The following is a 17,845-nucleotide window of genomic DNA, read 5'->3' on the forward strand; positions in this document are numbered from 1 at the left end:
GCGGCGCACCCGCGGCGGGGTCTCGCCCGGGTCCACCTCCACCTCGACCTGCAGGTGGCCGGTCGGGTGCTCGACGTCGATGCGCGAGGTGCCGGTGGTGGCCGTGATCTGTGTACTCAGGCCTCGGCGAGCTCTCGCGCGATGTCCTCGGCGGTGGCGGTGAGGTGGGCGACCCACTCGCGAAGGCGGTCGCGCCGGTACCGGGCGGTGGGCATGGCGATCGAGATCGCTGCCGGCATCGAGCCCGGGGGACCGGCGATCGGGCAGCCGACGGCCGTCAGCCCGACCTCGGTGAGCTGGTCGTTGAGCGCGAAGCCCTGGCGCCGCACCTTCTTCAGGTCCCGCACCAGCGTTTCGACGTCGACGTCCGTCCCGGCGTACCGGGCGCGCACGTCGTCGGAGTCGAGGGCCGCCAGCACCACCCGCCCACCCGACGCGAGGTGAGCGGGGAGCATGCGCCCCGCCCGGTCCCCGACGCGCAGCACCTGGTCGCATTCGGCCGTCGCCACGAACCGCGCCTGATCGCCGACCACGACGATCAGGTTGCTGCTCTCCCGGGTCCGCTCGGTCAGGTTCTGCAGGTGCGGCAACGCGATCTGGCGGAGGTGGTCGACGGGTTCGATCACCGTCGGGCGCCGCAGCACCGAGCCCGCGACGTAACGCCGATCCTCGTCCTGCTCGGCGAAATCGCGGTAGACGAGCATGGCCAGCAGCCGGTGCGCGGTCGAGCGGGCGACGCCGAGCCGTTCGGCCGCCTCGGTCAGCCGCAGGGGGCCCTCCTGCTGAAGGATCGTCGCGAGGTGCAGCGCGTGGTCGACGGAGTCGATCCCGTAGGTCGGCTTGTTCTTCACATCAGAACTATAAGCACCGCACAGCAGAACTTGTCTAGCGTTGCCCGCATGACAGCGAAGGCGGAACACCGACCGGTGTCGCCGGTGACCCTGCGCGCCGCCGCGATCGAGTCCGGCGCCGCCCGCCCCGACCTCCGCCGCTGGGTCGCCGCCACCGCCGCCGGACTCGCGGAGGCGGCCGACGCGATGCCCGCCACCGCGTGGGCCGCCGAGGTCGTCACGGCCCAGGGCCGGACCGTCGCCGCCGGCGAGACGTCGTGGATGCGGGCGCGCGAGACCTGCGTCCACGCAGTCGACCTCAGGGCCGGCACGACGTTCGACGACCTGCCCGAGGGGTTTCTCGCGGTGCTGGTCGACGACATCGCCGCCTGGCGCTCGGCCCGGCCGGGACCCGCGATCCGGCTCACCACCCCCTACACCGACCACGAGATCACCGGCGACGGCACGCCCGTGCCCGTCGGCCTCCCGCTCGCGACGGCCGCCGCCTGGCCGGCCGGGCGCCACCGCGAGGCCGGTTTGCCCACCCTGCCGAACTGGCTGTGAGGAGACGACGATGACCGATTCGATCGTGACCACCGTTCCCGACGTCGACGCCGTCGTCGTCGGGGGCGGCATCGGCGGGCTCGGCACCGCGCTGGCGCTGGCCCGCTCGGGGCGCGCGGTGCGCGTCCTGGAGCAGGCGGCGGAGTTCGGCGAGGTCGGGGCCGGCCTGCAGATGGCCCCGAACGCGACGCGCGTCCTGCGGGACTGGGATCTGCTCGACGAACTCGTCGAACACGGCGTCCGCCCGCGGCGGCTCGTCATGCGCGACGCGCTCGACGGCAGCGAGCTCACCCACCTCGACCTCGCCGACGCCGAACGCCGCTACGGCGCGCCCTACGTCGTGATCCACCGCAGCGACCTGCACGCCATCCTCGTGCGGGCCTGCCGCGACGCCGGCGTCGACCTGGTCACCGGCGCGACCGTCACCGGCGTGGAGAACGGCCCGGATTCCGCGACAGCGGTCGGCGACCACCGCCGCGACACGGGCCGCATCGTGATCGCGGCCGACGGCCTCCGATCCGGCCTGCGCCGCCGGCTAAGCTCCGACGAACCCGTCAGCTCCGCCTACGTCGCCTACCGCGGCGCCGTCCCGCTCGCCGACCTCCCGGACACCGGCGGCCTCGCCCTCGAGGACGTCACCGTCCACGTCGGACCGGGCTGTCACCTCGTCCAATACCCCTTGCGCCGCGGCGAAATGCTCAACACCGTCGCCGTGTTCCGCTCCCCCAAGGCCTTCGCCGGCGAGGAGGACTGGGGCACGCCCGACGAGCTCGACACGGCGTTCGCGGCCACCTGTGAGCCGGTCCGCGCCGGTCTGCCGCACCTGTGGCGGGACCGCTGGTGGCGCATGTACGACCGCCGGCCGATCGGCACCTGGGTCGACGGCCGCCTCGCCCTCACCGGCGACGCCGCCCACCCGATGCTCCAGTACCTCGCCCAGGGCGCCTGCCAGGCGCTCGAGGACGCCGCCGGTCTCGTCGAGCAAGCCGACAAGCACGACACCGGTTCCGGCACGGACTGGGACCCGGCCTTGCGGGACTACGCCGCGGCCCGGGCCGTGCGCACCGCGCGCGTCCAGCGCACTGCGCGCGACTGGGGCGAGCTTTGGCACTGCGACGGCCTGTTCCGCGCCACCCGCAATGCCCTGCTGCGCGACCGTGCCGCGGACGACTACCGCTACGTGGACTGGCTCTACGGACACGGTGCGTAGGTAATCCGGTCACTCGCGCGGCGGTTCTGTCCCGCCGGGAACCGGCTGTTCGAGCAGTACACCTACGCCCAGGGCACGGTCGACGCTCCCTTGCTGGAACTGATCAAGCTCCGGGCTTCGATGGTCAACGGCTGTGCGTTCTGCGTCGACATGCACAGCAAGGACGCGCTCAAGGCCGGCGAGTCCGCGCAGCGGCTGTTCGCGGTCTCAGTCTGGCCCGAGTCGCCGTTCTTCCCACGGGAAGAACGCGCCGCCCTGGCGCTGACCGACGCGGTCACGAAGATCGGCGAAGACGGTGTGCCCGACGAGGTCTGAGACGAGGCGCGGGAGATCTGGTCGGAGAAGGAGGTGGCCGACCTGGTGATGGCGATCATCATGATCAACGCCTTCAACCGCATCGCGATCAGCACCCGCCAGGCCCCGGTGCTGGACGCGTGAGCCCGGCGACCACGACACTCCGGGCAGCCCGCCGAACGCGGGCCGCCCGGAGCGCTGCTTGCCTACGCCGGCCCCGCCGAGACGGACACCGGCAGTGCCGACGCGGCTTTCGAAGAGCACCGGCCGGTGCTGCTCGGCGCCGCCTACCGGATCCTCGGCAGCGTCGACGACGCCGAGGACGTCGTCCAGGAGGCCTGGCTGCGGTGGTCCGAGGTCGACCACACGAGGGTCGAGGCACCGCGCCGTTTCCTGGTCAAGGTGGTGTCCCGGCCGGCGATCGACCGCCTGCGCCTGGCCCGGCGGTGGCGCGAGACCTACGTCGGCCCGTGGCTGCCGGAGCCGGTGAACACCCACGAGGGCGAGCCGCTGGGACCGGCCGACACGGCCGCGCAACGCGACACCCCCTCGCTGGCCACCCTCCGGCTCATGCACCGCCTCTCCGCGCCGGAACGCGCGGTTTTCGTGCTCCGGGAAGCCTTCGAGCTGCCGTACGAGGAGATCTGGCAGGTCCTCGGCCTGGGCGAGGCCCACGCCCGGCAGCTGCACCGGCGCGGCGCGGCGCACGTGGCGACCGGCCGCGACCGCTTCACCCTCGACCCGGACGTGCACCGCGAACTCGTGGACCGGTTCCTCACCCCCGCCCGCACCGGCGACCGGGCCGCCCTGCAAGGCCTCCTCGCCCAGGACGTCACCCTCTGGGGCGACGGCGGCGGCAAGGTCCGCGCGGCCCTGCGGCCGGTCTCCGGGGCCGCGAAGGTCTGCCGGTTCGGTATCGGCACGATCGGCAAGCACTCCGAGGTCGAGCTCCGCACCGCCGACGTCAACGGCGAGGCCGCGCTGGTCGTCCGGCTCGGCTCGACGTGGCATGTCTGCTCCTTCGAGACCGCCGACGGCCTCGCCACGGGAATCCAGTGGATGTCCAACCCGGACAAACTCGGCCGGTTCACGCCGGCCGGGTGACCGGCGCCCGGGTCTCGAGGGAACCATCGCTGCGGCCATCCACTGTGGACATACCGCGGCCAAAGCCCGCCAGTGAACTCATCACGGACTTCACCGGGCAGCGGTAAGAAAATATTGGGGCGCCGCAACGACAATCGCCTGCCGACCCGCGGCGATCGGCCAGACGATTCCCCTGGTCACGAGACGTGCGCAGCCTGGCAACGATACCTAGACTGAGCGGTACCGGTCGGTGACACAACCTGGAACGAGTGACGACGCCGCGCAAGCGTGAGGCAGTGGCCAGTCCGCTGCAAGCCAGACCAGGCCCGGACGAACGGAAACCGGTACGGGCCGTGGGCTTGCCGTCGAGCGTCGGTGATGGACCAGAGGGGGTCCCCACCATGGGCGATGCGCATCGGTTCGACGGGAAGGCGGCGAGCCCCGCCGGTGGCGCCGTTTTCGCGGCGTGGGAACGGTTCGTCCAGGGCGAGGACCAAGTCCCCGGCGTCCGGCCGGTGGTGGCGATCTCCTGGCACCGGTGCCGGGAGCAGTACCGAGTGGATCCGCACCTGACCGAGGCTCCGGTCGCCGTCGCCGAGCGCGGCCACAACCCCGAACACGATGTCGTCTTCGCCGAGCTGGGTTTCCGCGCCGCCTCCGTGGCCCATGAAATGGGGAGTCTGCCCGGCGTCGTCACCGTCACCGACGCGGCCGGCCGGATCCTGGGCGACTGGGGCGACCCGGTCACGCTCGCCCGGGCTGCCGACCTCAATCTGGCGCCCTGGTTCTGCTGGTCGGAATGCGCGGCGGGCACGAACGGCATGGGCACGGCGCTCGAGGCGCACGGCCCGGTGCTGATCAGCGGCGCGGAGCATTGGTGCCAGGCGTTCCACAACTGGGTCGGCGCGGGCATCGCGGTGCGCGACGTGGTGACCGGGGAGCCCATCGGGGGTCTGAACCTCTCGTGCTGGCGCAGCCAGCTTCCCCCGTCGGCGGGCGGGTGGCTGGCGAACGCGGTCGCCAAGACCCAGAGCGCGTTGAAGCGGCGTGCCCGCGACAGCGGAGCCGAGCTGGTCGCGGCCTTCACCCAGGCAAGTGCCCGCTCCCGTAGCCCGCTTGCCGCGGTCGACACCGCGGGCAAGGCGGTGATCGCGGACGACACTGCGAGTGTGCTCATGGGTGTCCCGGCATCGACTCCGGCGATCGACTCGACGCTGCGCTGGAACCCCGGGCTCCCGGAGCTGATCGCAGCCGCTCGGCACGCCAGCAAGCAGGCCGCCCACAACCCCGACTGGATCGGCTCCACGCAGATCTTCACCCACCTGGCCGACGAGCCGACGGCGATCAGCATCCGGCCCGTCTTCTCCTCCGCTCAGCTGATCGGGCACCTGGTTTCGTTCGGAATTTCCGTCGGTGTGCAGTTGCCCCAGGCGGAGGCGTCCGCGAGCCCTCGCGTGCGGCCGCGCCGGGTGGTCGGGATGCGGGACAGCCGGATGGTGCTGCTGCACCTGCCGGAAGTCTCCTTCGCGGAATCGGAGGGCAACGACGTGTGGCTGTCCACCGCGCAGGGACGCTTGCGGGCCGCTTCGCAGAGCCTGGACAAGCTCGACACCGAACTGGCGGAGGCCGGCTTCCTGCGGGTGCACCGCAGGTACGTGGTCAACCTCAGCCGCATCCGGGAGATCGAGCGCGGGCACAAGGGCGAGCTGCGGCTCGTCATGGACGACGGGGCGAACGAGATGGTGCCGGTCTCCCGCCGCAACGCTCCGGCGGTGCGCCGCGCGCTGGACCTCTGACCCCCGGCACCACCGCACCACCGCATATTTCACCACCGCACCACCCGGAAGGATTCACCGGTGTCTGACAACCCCGACGTCGTAGTCGGCGAGACGAACGACCGGAGCGCGGGCGGCCTCGGCCTCCCCGGCTCGGCCAACCGCGGCAGCCGCCCGGCCGCGGCCGTGAGCAACCGCGACTGGTGGCCGAACCGGCTCGGCCTCGGCATCCTCAGGAAACACCCCGCCGCGGCCGCCCCCTTCGGGCGGGACTTCGACTACGCTGCCGAGTTCCGGACCCTCGACCTCGGCGCTTTGGCGAACGACGTCGACGAGGTGCTGACGACCTCGCAGGAGTGGTGGCCCGCCGACTTCGGCCACTACGGCCCGCTCGTGATCCGGATGGTCTGGCACTGTGCCGGGACGTACCGCGTCGACGACGGCCGGGGCGGCGCGGCGACGGGCATGCAGCGCTTCGCCCCGCAGAACAGCTGGCCGGACAACCGCAACCTCGACAAGGCGCGCCGGCTGCTCTGGCCGGTGAAGAAGAAGTACGGGCGCAAGATCTCCTGGGCCGACCTGATGGTCTTCGCCGGCAACCGCGCCCTGGAGACGATGGGCTTCACCACCTTCGGCTTCGCCGGCGGCCGGGAGGACGTCTGGGAGTCCGACGACGACGTGTACTGGGGTCCTGAGCACGTCTGGCTGGGCGACGAGCGGCACGGCGGCGTCCGGGAGCTGGAGAACCCGCTCGCGGCCGCCCAGATGGGCTTGATCTACGTCAACCCGGAGGGGCCCCACACCGTCCCGGACCCGCTCACCGCGGCGCGCGACATCCGCGAGACGTTCCGCCGCATGGCGATGAACGACGAGGAGACCGTCGCGCTGATCGCGGGCGGGCACACATTCGGCAAGACCCACGGTGCCGCCGAGCCGGACACCTACCTCGGCCCCGAACCCGAAGCCGCCGGCGTGGAGGAGCAGGGCCTGGGCTGGCGGAGCGGTTACGGCACCGGCAACGGCGCCGACACCATCTCCAGCGGGCTCGAGGGCACGTGGACCCCTACCCCGACGAGGTGGGACAACAGCTTCTTCGAGACCTTGTTCGGCTACGAGTGGGACCTGGAGCTGAGCCCCGCCGGTCTGTGGCAGTGGATCCCGCGAGGCGGCGGCGGAACCGGCACCGTGCCCGACGCCCACGACCCGGCGAAAACGCACGCCCCGACGATCCTGACGACGGACCTGGCGCTGCGGACGGATCCGGCCTACGAGCCGATCGCCCGGCGTTTCCTGGAAAACCCGGACCTGCTCGCGGACGCGTTCGCCCGGGCGTGGTTCAAGCTGACGCACCTCGATCTGGGCCCGATCCAGCGCTACCTCGGGGCGCTGGTCCCGCGCGAGACCCTGCTCTGGCAAGACCCGATCCCCGCGGTGGACCACGAACTTGTCTCCGCGGCGGACGTCGCCGCGCTCAAGCGCGAGATCCTCACCTCCGGGCTGTCGGTCTCCGAGCTCGTCTCCACGGCTTGGGCGTCGGCCTCGACGTTCCGCATCAGCGACAAGCGAGGCGGAGCGAACGGGGCGCGCATCCGCCTCGAACCGCAGCGGAGCTGGCCGGTCAACGAGCCCGACCGGCTGGCGCGGGTGCTGCGCTCCCTGGAGGCGATCCGGCAGTCCTTCGCCGAATCCCGAAACGGAGCCAAGAAGATCTCGCTCGCCGACCTCATCGTGCTCGGCGGAGCCGCCGCCGTCGAGCGGGCCGCCGAGAACGCGGGCCACGACGTCGAAGTCCCGTTCACCCCGGGCCGCATGGACGCGACGCAGGAGTGGACCGACGTGGAGTCCTTCGCCGCGCTCGAACCGGCCGCGGACGGGTTCCGCAACCACCGGGGGAAGAGGGGCCGGCTCACGCCGGAGCACCAGCTCGTCGACCGGGCGAACCTGCTGAACCTGAGCGCGCCGGAGATGACGGTTCTCGTGGGCGGTCTGCGGGTCCTCGGGGCGAACCACCGGCAGTCGCCGCTGGGCGTTTTCACGTCCCGGCCCGGGTCGCTGACCAACGACTTCTTCGTGAACCTCCTCGACACGCAAGTGGAATGGCAGCCGAGGCCGGGATCCGGTTCGCTCGCGGAGACCTTCGAGGGCCGCGACCGCACCACCGGCGAGATCAAGTGGACCGGCAGCCGCGTCGACCTCGTCTTCGGTTCGAACTCCGAACTGCGGGCGCTCGCGGAGGTCTACGCGAGCGACGACGCGGAAGCTCACTTCGTGCGTGACTTCGTTGCGGCGTGGGACAAAGTCATGAACCTCGACCGGTACGACCTCCGGGCGTGAGCCGGCCGGCCGAGTTTTTCACCGCGCGCAGCCGGCCGTACCCGGGACGGGCGGGTTTGGGGTGACCTGGCCCCTGCCCAACGGAGCCGAACCGCGTGCGAACGGTAGTCGATTCGAGGTGAACGGCGCGCGCCGAGTGAGCCGCCCCGCGCGCTTGTCGGCGTGTTTTCTCCGGCGTAGCGTGCCTATTGAGTACCGATTTTGAGTCGGACGTCGGACAACTCGGGAAAATTGATCGGATCTCGAAGAATTTCCGTGCGGGAATGCGAATCGCCGCGCCCGAGCACCTCCGATGCGACCGATGCGGAGTCGGCACGACGACCGGGATGAGGAAGGTGAAGGCCGATGACGACAGCGCCGGAGCGGACCGACTTGCTCAAAGAGCTCGGGCTGGATGTGCAGAACCACGCAACGCTGGGTCGCGTTCTGGGCACCGGAAAGATCGGGCGGGCCAGCGAAGGCTCGGATGGCCGCATGCAGGCCACCATTCGCATCAACGAAGACGAGCTGATGTGGGATCCCTCCATTCTCGTGATGCCCCACGGAGGGGATATCGACCTCGAGCTCGTCAACGACGACAAGAACACCCACTGCGCGCTCCTGCCGAGCAACGGCGACCGGAAATTCATTTGGCTGGTGAATCATTCGCGTGGCCGGGCGACGCTCAACCTCGACGGCCCGGGCTACTACTGGTTCTGCTCGCCCACCGGAAACGACGAGGGCCGGGGCCTGACCGGAGCCATCGTCGTCTTGGGCGACGCGCCGCCGGAGGCTCGCCTGGACCGACCCGACCAGCCGCAACCGTAGGAAGGAGGAGGGCATGACGACTTCGGAAGACTACGTCGACGCCGGTGAGGCCGTCGACCAGGGAAACCTGAGCTACAAGATGCCGGGCGGGGAACTCGCTCCGCCGGTCACCGCCAGCGTGAACTACGAGCGCATCCTCAACGCCCGCAACGAACCGCACAACTGGCTGACCTACTACGGTGCCTACGACGGGCAGCGCTACAGCCCGCTGGACCAGATCAACACGGAGAACGTCAAGCGCCTCGCCCCCGCCTGGGTGTTCCAGGCCGGCACGACCGGCCTGATCGCGGGTGCGTCGACCTACTCGTTCGAGGCCGCTCCGATCGTCGTCGACGGGATCATGTTCCTGACCGGCTGGGACGGCTGGATCTGGGCCCTGGACGCGAAAACGGGCGTGGAGATCTGGCGGTACAAGCACGCCGTGCCGTTCGACGTGTCGCTGTGCTGCGGGAACGTCAACCGCGGGTGCGCAGTGGCGCAGGGCAAGGTCTTCTTCGTCGCGGCGAACGCCCGCCTCATCGCGCTCGACGCGACCAACGGGAAAATGGTCTGGGCCAAGACCTACGGCGACGTGCGGGCCGGTGAGAGCGCCACCGTCGCCCCGCTGATCGTGAAGAACATGGTCATCGTGGGCAGTTCCGGCGGCGAGTTCGGCGTGCGCGGTCACCTGGACGCGTTCGACCTCGAGTCCGGCGAGCACCAGTGGCGCTGCTACATGGTGCCCAAGCCCGGCGAACCCGGCTCCGAGACCTGGCCTTCCGACGGCGAGGCCTGGGCGCGCGGCGGCGCGAACTGCTGGGTCACCAGCACGTTCGACCCGGAGACGAACCTGCTCTACGTGGGCACCGGCAACCCGGCGCCCGACTTCGACGGCGAGGTCCGGGAAGGCGACAACCTCTACACCGACAGCATCGTCGCCGTCGACGCGGACAGCGGGCAGATCCGCTGGCACCACCAGTGCACACCGCACGACCTGTGGGACTACGACAGCATCGCCGAGTGCATCCTGTTCGAGAAGGACGGTCGCAAGCTCCTCGGGCACTTCGACAAGAACGGCTACTTCTACGTCGTCGATCGCACGGATGGTCAGCTGGTGTCGGCCACGCCGTTCGTGGACCGCATCACGTGGGGCGCGGTCACGCGGGACGGCCGGGTCACAGCCAAGCTGTACCCGGAGAAGGAGGGCGAACCGGTCCACTTCTACCCGGGTCCGGCCGGCGCCAAGGAGTGGACGCACGCGTCCTACAGCCCGAAGACCGAGCTGTTCTACGTCCCGGTCCAGGACACGGGGGCCACGGCCACCCGGCGCCGCCGGGAGTTCAAGGAGAGCATCCCCTATTGGGGCGCCGGGGTTCAGGTGGACGCCGAGGACATGACCGGATCGATCAGCGCGTTCGACGGCAACGGCGAGGAGAAGTGGCGCTGGCGCAACGAACTCCCGATGTGCGCCTCGACGCTGGCCACCGGCGGCGACCTGGTGTTCGCCGGCGAAGCCACCGGCGAGTTCAACGCGCTCGACGCGCGCTCCGGCGAGCTGCTCTGGCAGTTCCAGTGCGGAAGCGGCCACCACAGCAGCCCGACCACGTACACGGTCGACGGGCGGCAGTACATCGCCGTGCCGGTCGGCTGGGGCGGGTGGGCCGAGGGGTTCCTCCCCGGCATGCTGGGTGCGGGGCACGGAAGCGCCCTGTTCGTCTTCGCCCTCCCGGAATCCGCGTGACGCTCGAGGAGAACCAGCCGTGATCGGGGCAGAGGAGGTGAGTCCATGGAGTCTCTACTCGATGTGTGGGAGACGCCCGAGTTCGACGAGATCGGAGTCGCGCCCGAGGTGACCATGTACATCGCTCAGCTGGACGACTAGAGGACGCGGGTGGCGCCGGGCTTCGGCCCGGCGCCCTCCGCCCGCTCGGACGACCACGGACGGAGTGCCGGGATGTGGCTGCGGGTGCTGGGCTCGGCTGCGGGAGGCGGCTCCCCGCAGTGGAACTGCGGCTGCCCGGTCTGCACCGCCGTCCGGTCCGGGACCGGGTTCGCGCGCACCCAGTCCTCGGTCGCGGTGAGCGCCGAGGGCCGGTCCTGGTTCCTGATCAACGCCTCCCCCGACGTCCGCACCCAGATCGAGGCGTTCCCGGGGCTGCGGCCGCACGACGGTGACCGCACGTCGCCGCTGCAAGCGGTGCTGCTCACCGATGCCGAACTGGACCACACACTCGGCTTGCTGCTGCTGCGCGAGGCCCGCGGTCTGCGGCTGCACGCCACGCCGGCGGTGCACAAGACGTTGCGCCACGGCTCGGGGCTGCTCCGCACCCTCGAGCTCTACTGCCCGGTCGAATGGCGGGCGGTGGTCCCCGGCGCCGACGTGCCACTGGCCGACGGGCTGTCCTGCCGCGCGTTCGACGTGCCCACCACCAAGCGGGACCGGTTCGGACCGGGGGCGGACCACGGTCGTGTGGTGGGCTACCGGCTGACCGACGACCGCAGCGAAGGACGTCTGGTCTACCTGCCGGGGATGCAGGCGCTGACGCCGGAGCTGTGTGCGGAGATCGCGGGCTGCGAATGCCTGCTGATCGACGGGACCTGCTGGCGTGACGACGAACTGGTACGGCTCGGCCTGGCCGGCAAGACGTCGCGCGAGATGGGCCACCTGCCCGTCGACGGCCCGGACGGCACGCTCGCCCGGCTCCCGTCGCTGAACGTCGGGCGGGTGATCTTCGTGCACATGAACAACACCAACCCCATCCTGCTGGAAGACACGGCCGAGCGGCACCTCGTGGAGGCCGCCGGCATGGAGGTGGCCGTGGACGGACTCGAGGTCGAGGTGTAAGGCATGACAACGACAACCGGGACCACCGCCGCGACGACCGACGAGTTCGTCGAGACGTTGCGGGCCCACTCGCGCCGGTACCACGACCAGCACCCGTTCCACGTCCGCATGAACGCCGGCCGGCTGAGCCGCGGACAGATCCGGGGCTGGGTGGCCAACCGGTTCTACTATCAGGAGAACATCCCCCGCAAAGACGCGGCGATCCTCTCCGGCTGTCCCGACCTGGAAGTCCGCCGCCGCTGGATCCGCCGGATCATCGACCACGACGGCCGCCACGCCGGGGAGGGCGGCATCGAGGCGTGGCTGCGCCTCGGCGAGGCCGCCGGGCTCACCCGCGAGGAAGTCCTCGACCACCGGCACCTGGTCCCGGGGGTGCGGTTCGCGGTCGACGCCTACGTGAACTTCACCCGGACCCGCCCGTGGGTGGAGGCGGTCGCGTCGTCGCTCACCGAGCTGTTCGCGCCCGACCTGATGGCGGAGCGGCTGGCCGCGTTCGAGCGGTGGTACCCGTGGATCGAACCCGAGGGCCTCGCCTACTTCCGCGCCCGCCTCGAGCAGGCTCCGCGCGACTGCGAGCACGCCCTCGAGGTGGTCACCGCACACTGCCGGTCCGCCGAGTCCCAGGCCCGCGCCGTCGACGCGCTGTCGTTCAAGTGCGATGTCCTGTGGAGCCTGATGGACGCGATCGATCGAACCTACCCGGAGTGAGCGCCATGGACTCGACGACCCGCAGCGAAGTGTCCACATCGGACCGACCGCGACTGGCGCGCCACGTCCGGCTGGCGTTCAACACAGCCCGGCAGCAGCACGTCCTGCAGCTCCCCGAGACAGTGGTGGTGCTGAACCGCAGCGGCGCGGCCATCCTCGAGCTGTGCGACGGGCGGCGCACCGTGGCCGAGATCGTGGCCGAGCTGGGTGAGCGGTACGAGAGCGTCCCCGACGACGAGGTGCGGCGGTTCCTGACCCGGCTCGTCGCCCGGCGCTGTGTGGAGCCGGCCGATGGATAACCCCTTCGGACTGCTGGCCGAACTCACCTACCGCTGCCCGCTGGCCTGCTCGTACTGCTCCAACCCGCTGAATCTGGCCGACTACACCGACGAGCTGACCACCGACGAGTGGCGGCGGGTGCTGCTCGAAGCACGGGACCTCGGGGTTCTGCAGTGCCACCTGTCCGGCGGGGAACCGCTGCTGCGGCGCGACCTGGTGGAGATCGTGGCGGAAGCCCACGAGCTCGGCCTCTACACCAACCTCGTGACCAGCGCCCTCGGGCTCTCGCGGCCGAAAGCGGAGCAGCTGCGGGCAGCCGGCCTGGACCACGTGCAGATCAGCGTCCAGGCCGATGAACCCGCGGTGTCCGACCGCATCGCCGGGACCCCGTCCTTCGGGCGCAAGATCGAGGCCATGGGCGTGGTCAAGGAACTGGGGTGGCCGCTCACCGTGAACGTGGTGCTGCACCGGCAGAACATCGACCGCGTCGCCGACGTGCTCGGGCTGGCCGAGCAGGTGGGCGCCGATCGGGTGGAGCTGGCCAACACCCAGTACTACGGCTGGGCGTTGCGCAACCGGGCCGCACTGCTGCCGAGCCGGGACCAGCTCGACGCGGCCGAGGTCGTCGTGCGGGCCGCCCGCGAGCGGTTGCGGGATCGCATGGACGTCATCTATGTCCTGCCCGACTACTACAGCCGCTACCCGAAGCCGTGCATGGGCGGCTGGGCGTCCCGGCAGCTGACCGTGACGCCGAACGGCGACGTCCTGCCGTGCCCGGCCGCCCAGTCCCTGCCGTTGCCGCGGGCGAACGTGCGGGAGGACCCGTTGGAGCGGATCTGGGCCGACTCCCCGGTGATGACCGCGTTCCGGGGGACGGACTGGATGCCGGATCCCTGCCGCAGCTGCGATCGGCGGGAGCTCGACTTCGGCGGGTGCCGCTGTCAGGCGTTCCAGCTCACGGGCGACGCGGCACGCACCGACCCGGTCTGCCACCTCTCGCCCGACCACCACCTCGTGGCCCGGGTGGTCGAGACCGCGAACGCCGATTCGCGGACCGATCTTCCGTTGATCCCCCGTCCGCACCGCGCCGGACATTCCAGCGTGTGACACTCAATCCGTTTCGATCGGCGCTCCGCCGAACACGGCGAAGCTGACGGCCCAGTAGGCGATGTAGAGCGCGAGCAGCACGAACCCGTGCCAGCGCCTGAGCCGGCGGGTGTAGAGGAAGTACGCCGCGAGCGCGGTCATGCCGACGAGGATTGGGAGGTGCCAGGAGAGCACGTTCTCGTCGACGTCGATGCTGCCGCCGGCGAGCAGGACGATGCCGAGCTTCGCGGTCACGCCGAAGACCACGCTGCCGATGACGTTCCCGACACCGAGCTCGGGCGCGCCTTTGCGGGTGGGTTCGACGGTCAGGAAGATGTCCTCGAGGGTGAGCACGAGGGTGGCGATCGTCGCACCGAAGAGGGCACCCTGGATGTGGTAGTCCTCCAGGATGCCCTTGGTGCCGTAGCTGGTGATGGCGGCGCCGGCGACGAGGCCCACCAGCGCGAGCACGGCCAGCGCGATCGCGGCCCAGCCGGGGATCGGGCGCTCCTTGTTGAAGGGCATCGTCACGACGAACGGGGGCTTGTCGGTGGGCACGTCGGCGGGGTCCTGTCTCGAGGTGCCGCCTGGGCTTGCGGTTGCGCTTCCGGTTCCGCTGGGGCGTGCCCCGACCTCCAGCTTCTCGAGGATCTCCGCATTGCGGAAGACGGGCGTGCTCCGCTTGAGCTCCCGGGTCGCCACGTACCCGATGAAGAGCACGAACAGCAGCACGAGCACCACGCCGTAGATCGGGGTGAGAGGCGCGAAGACGATGAAGGGAATCAGCACCAGCGGCGCGGCGGCGAACAACGCGAGGTACGGGCGCGGAATGTTCACCTTCGTCGGCGAAACGATCGCGGCGAGGGCGAGCACTATTCCGATCATCGAGATCGCCGTGCCGAATACGGTCCCGAGAGCGACGTCACCGAGATCTTCGACGTTCAGCGCCACTCCGAGCGCGACGTCGTCGAATTCGATTCCGGTGAAGATGATCGCGAGCAAGAACACGGACACGCGCAGGCCGGCCGCCGCACCGACGACGTAGGTGATCAGCTTCTCCGCGCTGTAGATCAGCAACGCCGCACCAGCGACGAAAATGAGTATCGACATAGTACCGGCAGTCCTTTCCGAGAGGGCCGAAAAGGTCAGTGCTCGGGGTCGACCGACAGCCGGCCACTGCCCCAGGCATCCGATCGTCGCAGGTCGCCGTCGATTCGGCTACGCCGACTCACCCACGTGAAATTGTGGAAAACAATTTTCCCGTTCAGCGGTGGGATTCGCCGGTTTCCCCTGCCGTCGATATCCGAGCCACCGCTCCCGATCCGTTCTCCTGTCAGGTCGTGCGCCACCCGCGCGTCGTCCACCTTCCGCCGCACGACAGGGTCCTTCCTGGACGATGTCGTGCTCGTGCAGCGGGTGCCGGTGGGCCTGCGACGACCTGGTCATCGCGGGGATCCCGAACGGCTACTTCACCAGCGACTGGACCGTGTTCCAGAACCACGCGATCGTCCGGCGGATGGCGACGCACGGCTATCGCCATTTCGGAATCGGGGCCTCGCTGCTCGGGTTCGACCGGGTCGCCGCCCCGACGACCGAGCAGGCGCGGGCGCTCGTCGCCGATCTGACGCACCTCTACGGCGCGCCCGGCGCGCCCGGCGTGGCCGCGTGGGACGAGCTGGCCGGACTGCTGCCCGAGCGGTGCCTGCTGCTACTCGGCTACACGGAGAACTTCCCCGACATGGTCGGCCGGCTCGGCTGAACCGCCGCACGCGCCCGGGCCCGCGGGCGAACCGTGAAGCCGCTCGGCTTGAGCGTCAGGGACTCGGCGATCTTCAATTCGTACGCCGGATCAGCCTCGAAGTCGTAGCGCTGCAACACCATTCCCAACGCGAGCACGGCCTCGTGCAGCGCGAACTGCCGGCCGATGCATGCGCGTTCCCCCGTGCCGAAGGGTTTGTAGGCCTGCGCCGGGCGTTTCTTCACCGCGGCCGGCTCGAAGCGGTCCGGGTCGAACTTCTCCGGGTCCGGTCCCCACACCGCCGGGTCGCGGTGGACCAGCGGTAGGGGCACGATCACCCAGTCGCCCTTGCGCATCCGGTACTTCCCACCGAGCAGCACGTCTTCGCGGGCCTCGCGCGAGTAGCCGGGAGCGGTCGGCCACAGCCGCATGGCCTCGTCGAGCACGCGGCGCACGTAACGCAGCTTCGCGACGTCGCTGAACCCCGGCTCTCGATCGCCCCACACCGCGTCGACCTCGGCGCGCGCCTTCGCCAGCACGTCGGGGTTGCGCGTGAGGTAGTACAGCGCGAACGACAGCGCGCCGGAGGTCGTCTCGTGGCCCGCGACGACGAACGTGATGGCCTGGTTGCGGATGTTCACCGGGTCGAGGCGCTCGCCCGTCATCGGATGGCCTTCGGTGAGCATGAGGCCGAGCAGATCACGGCTCTCGCCACCTTCGCGGCGGCGGGCCTCGATGACCTCGTCGACGAGGTCGTTCATGGTCGCGATGTCGGCCTGGTTCTGCGCGGGCGACCCGGCGAACGCGCGCCGCACGAACGGGAGCTTCACGTTCTGCAGCTGCGCGAACCGCAGCGCGCGGATCATCGCCGTGACGAACGGGTGCGGCTCGGCCCGCTCGAAAGAGCCGAACCGGTAACCGAAGCCGGCGCGCCCGATCGTCTCCAAGGTCAGCCGGGTCATGTCGGCGGCGACGTCGACCGGGCCGCTCGCGCGGTCCCAGGCGTCCGTCAGCTCGTGCGCGACCTCCAGCATCACCGGGTGGTAGCGGCGCATCGCCTCGGCGGAGAACGCCGGCTGCAGGATGTCGTGGGCCAGCCGCCAGTTCGGCTCGTGTGTGTGGGCGGTGAACAGCCCGTCGCCCGCCAGCGCGCGCAGGTTCTCGATGCCGAGGCCGACGTGCTTGCCGAACTTCGTCTCGTCGTTGAGCTGCGTGACCACGTCGACGCCGCCGGCGAAGACGATCTCGAAGCCGAAGATCTTGCGCGTGAAAATGGGCCCCACCTGCTGCCCGACGCGCAGGGTGTCCTGCAGCGGCGTGCGCGGGTTCGACCCGAGCAGGTCGCCGATCACCGGCAGCCGTCCCGGCCGGTGCGGAATCCCGGTGGTGTCCACGTTCGCTCCCCTATTGAACCCAGATCCAATAACGTCACGATCCCCCGCTACTGAACCCGTGTCAAGTAAGCTCGCGTGATGCGGACACGGCTGAGCACGCAGCAGCGGCGCGAGCAGCTCCTGGGCATCGGCGCCGGGCTGTTCGCGAACCGGCCGTACGACGACGTGTGGATCGAGGAGGTCGCCGAGATCGCGCAGGTCTCGCGCGGCCTGCTCTACCACTACTTCCCCACGAAGAAGGACTTCTTCGCCGAGATCGTCCGCCGGCAGCGCGACCAGCTCCTGGCGATGAGCGAGCCCGACCCGGCGCTGCCGGTCAGCGAGCAGCTGAGCGCCGGGCTGGACGTCTACCTCGAGTTCGCCCGCACGCACCCCGACGGCTACCGCATCGTGCACCGCTCCGCCGGCGACGCCGACCGCGAGATTCGGGAGATCCGCGAAGCCGGGATGGCGGCCAACACCGAACGCATCCTGGCCGCGCTCGCCCTGCTGAGGCCGGTCACCGACACCACGCGGCTGGCCGTGCGCGGCTGGCTGGCCTTCGTCTCCACGCTGATCCTCGACTGGCTCGACCAGCCGAAGGTCACCCACGAGGAGCTGCGCGACATCTGCGTCCGGACACTCTTCGCGGCGGTCGACGTCACCGCGTGACGCTCGCGGTCAGTCCACAGTGGTCATGATCTCGTTCACCGGGTAGACCGGCCGTTCGCCCCGCACCACGCGCGCGACGTCGGCCGGCGCCGGTCATCATCGCTCCAGCAGGCCTGGTCCGCCCCGGGGAGGGCCGTCGGATTCGGCGAGGTGGGTGGAACTATCCGCGGGTAGTGGCGTCACCGACCACCATTTCGAAGAGGCACAAGTACGCCGCTTCCTCCTTGTCGAAGCAGTGCTCGTTTATGCGCCTTCCCCGTTCGGCATA

19 protein-coding genes are annotated in these 17,845 nt (G+C 70.4%); 15 read left to right on the forward strand and 4 right to left on the reverse strand.

Features of this window, described 5'->3' with window-relative positions:
- Positions 1-116 precede the first annotated feature (116 nt).
- A complete protein-coding gene (locus tag AB0M56_RS39130; protein ID WP_364185775.1) occupies positions 117-851 on the reverse strand; it encodes an IclR family transcriptional regulator in 735 nt (244 codons plus the stop codon).
- Positions 852-899: 48 nt separating this feature from the next.
- Between AB0M56_RS39130 and AB0M56_RS39135 the strand changes: the two genes are divergently transcribed.
- The 13 genes from AB0M56_RS39135 (at position 900) to pqqE (ending at position 13,815) form a co-directional block, all read left to right on the forward strand.
- Positions 900-1,394: a maleylpyruvate isomerase N-terminal domain-containing protein gene (locus tag AB0M56_RS39135; protein ID WP_364185777.1), complete on the forward strand. Its 495-nt coding sequence runs from the start codon at positions 900-902 to the stop codon at positions 1,392-1,394.
- A gap of 10 nt (positions 1,395-1,404) precedes the next feature.
- On the forward strand, positions 1,405-2,604 hold the full coding sequence (locus tag AB0M56_RS39140) for an FAD-dependent monooxygenase (RefSeq protein WP_364185779.1): 1,200 nt from the start codon (positions 1,405-1,407) through the stop codon (positions 2,602-2,604).
- A 45-nt stretch (positions 2,605-2,649) separates the two neighbouring features.
- Positions 2,650-2,919, forward strand: a complete 270-nt coding sequence (locus AB0M56_RS39145) for a carboxymuconolactone decarboxylase family protein (RefSeq protein WP_364185988.1) — start codon at positions 2,650-2,652, stop codon at positions 2,917-2,919.
- A 177-nt stretch (positions 2,920-3,096) separates the two neighbouring features.
- Positions 3,097-4,002, forward strand: coding sequence for an RNA polymerase sigma factor SigJ (sigJ, locus tag AB0M56_RS39150; protein WP_364185990.1), 906 nt, complete (start codon positions 3,097-3,099; stop codon positions 4,000-4,002).
- A 380-nt stretch (positions 4,003-4,382) separates the two neighbouring features.
- Positions 4,383-5,777, forward strand: a complete 1,395-nt coding sequence (locus AB0M56_RS39155) for a LytTR family transcriptional regulator DNA-binding domain-containing protein (RefSeq protein ID WP_364185781.1) — start codon at positions 4,383-4,385, stop codon at positions 5,775-5,777.
- 60 nt (positions 5,778-5,837) lie between these two features.
- Positions 5,838-8,090: a catalase/peroxidase HPI gene (gene katG, locus AB0M56_RS39160; RefSeq protein WP_364185783.1), complete on the forward strand. Its 2,253-nt coding sequence runs from the start codon at positions 5,838-5,840 to the stop codon at positions 8,088-8,090.
- Between the two features lie 345 nt (positions 8,091-8,435).
- The gene (locus AB0M56_RS39165) at positions 8,436-8,897 is read left to right on the forward strand and encodes an MSMEG_3727 family PQQ-associated protein (protein WP_364185784.1); all 462 of its coding nucleotides are present in this window, start codon (positions 8,436-8,438) and stop codon (positions 8,895-8,897) included.
- Positions 8,898-8,910: 13 nt separating this feature from the next.
- A complete protein-coding gene (locus AB0M56_RS39170; RefSeq protein ID WP_364185786.1) occupies positions 8,911-10,617 on the forward strand; it encodes a PQQ-dependent dehydrogenase, methanol/ethanol family in 1,707 nt (568 codons plus the stop codon).
- A 45-nt stretch (positions 10,618-10,662) separates the two neighbouring features.
- Complete coding sequence (gene pqqA, locus AB0M56_RS39175) at positions 10,663-10,758, forward strand: pyrroloquinoline quinone precursor peptide PqqA (protein ID WP_364185788.1); 96 nt, start codon at positions 10,663-10,665, stop codon at positions 10,756-10,758.
- A gap of 72 nt (positions 10,759-10,830) precedes the next feature.
- A complete protein-coding gene (pqqB, locus tag AB0M56_RS39180; RefSeq protein WP_364185790.1) occupies positions 10,831-11,721 on the forward strand; it encodes a pyrroloquinoline quinone biosynthesis protein PqqB in 891 nt (296 codons plus the stop codon).
- Positions 11,722-11,724: 3 nt separating this feature from the next.
- Positions 11,725-12,429 carry a pyrroloquinoline-quinone synthase PqqC gene (gene pqqC, locus AB0M56_RS39185; protein WP_364185792.1) on the forward strand — a complete coding sequence of 235 codons (705 nt, stop codon included), beginning with the start codon at positions 11,725-11,727 and terminating at the stop codon, positions 12,427-12,429.
- A gap of 5 nt (positions 12,430-12,434) precedes the next feature.
- Positions 12,435-12,728 (forward strand): pyrroloquinoline quinone biosynthesis peptide chaperone PqqD, encoded by a 294-nt coding sequence (pqqD, locus tag AB0M56_RS39190; RefSeq protein ID WP_364185794.1) that lies wholly within the window; start codon positions 12,435-12,437, stop codon positions 12,726-12,728.
- Entirely contained in the window at positions 12,721-13,815 is a 1,095-nt protein-coding gene (gene pqqE, locus AB0M56_RS39195) for a pyrroloquinoline quinone biosynthesis protein PqqE (RefSeq protein ID WP_364185796.1), read from the forward strand. The genes pqqD and pqqE overlap by 8 nt, the downstream gene beginning before the upstream one ends.
- Before the next feature lie 3 nt (positions 13,816-13,818).
- Here the strand turns inward: pqqE and AB0M56_RS39200 are convergent, their stop codons facing one another.
- Both AB0M56_RS39200 and AB0M56_RS39205 read right to left on the reverse strand, forming a co-directional pair.
- Complete coding sequence (locus tag AB0M56_RS39200; RefSeq protein WP_364185798.1) at positions 13,819-14,904, reverse strand: sodium:proton exchanger; 1,086 nt, start codon at positions 14,902-14,904, stop codon at positions 13,819-13,821.
- Positions 14,905-14,939: 35 nt separating this feature from the next.
- Positions 14,940-15,170, reverse strand: coding sequence for a hypothetical protein (locus AB0M56_RS39205; RefSeq protein WP_364185800.1), 231 nt, complete (start codon positions 15,168-15,170; stop codon positions 14,940-14,942).
- A gap of 20 nt (positions 15,171-15,190) precedes the next feature.
- Here AB0M56_RS39205 and AB0M56_RS39210 point away from each other — a divergent pair, with 20 nt between their 5' ends.
- A complete protein-coding gene (locus tag AB0M56_RS39210) occupies positions 15,191-15,553 on the forward strand; it encodes a hypothetical protein (RefSeq protein WP_364185802.1) in 363 nt (120 codons plus the stop codon).
- Here AB0M56_RS39210 and AB0M56_RS39215 read toward each other — a convergent pair.
- A complete protein-coding gene (locus AB0M56_RS39215; protein WP_364185804.1) occupies positions 15,511-16,926 on the reverse strand; it encodes a cytochrome P450 in 1,416 nt (471 codons plus the stop codon). The two genes, AB0M56_RS39210 and AB0M56_RS39215, sit on opposite strands and share 43 nt — an antisense overlap.
- A gap of 78 nt (positions 16,927-17,004) precedes the next feature.
- Here AB0M56_RS39215 and AB0M56_RS39220 point away from each other — a divergent pair, with 78 nt between their 5' ends.
- Positions 17,005-17,577 (forward strand): TetR/AcrR family transcriptional regulator, encoded by a 573-nt coding sequence (locus AB0M56_RS39220; protein ID WP_364185806.1) that lies wholly within the window; start codon positions 17,005-17,007, stop codon positions 17,575-17,577.
- Positions 17,578-17,845 lie beyond the last annotated feature (268 nt).

Source organism: Amycolatopsis sp. NPDC051372, assembly GCF_040682095.1.
Taxonomy (GTDB): Bacteria; Actinomycetota; Actinomycetes; order Mycobacteriales; family Pseudonocardiaceae; genus Amycolatopsis.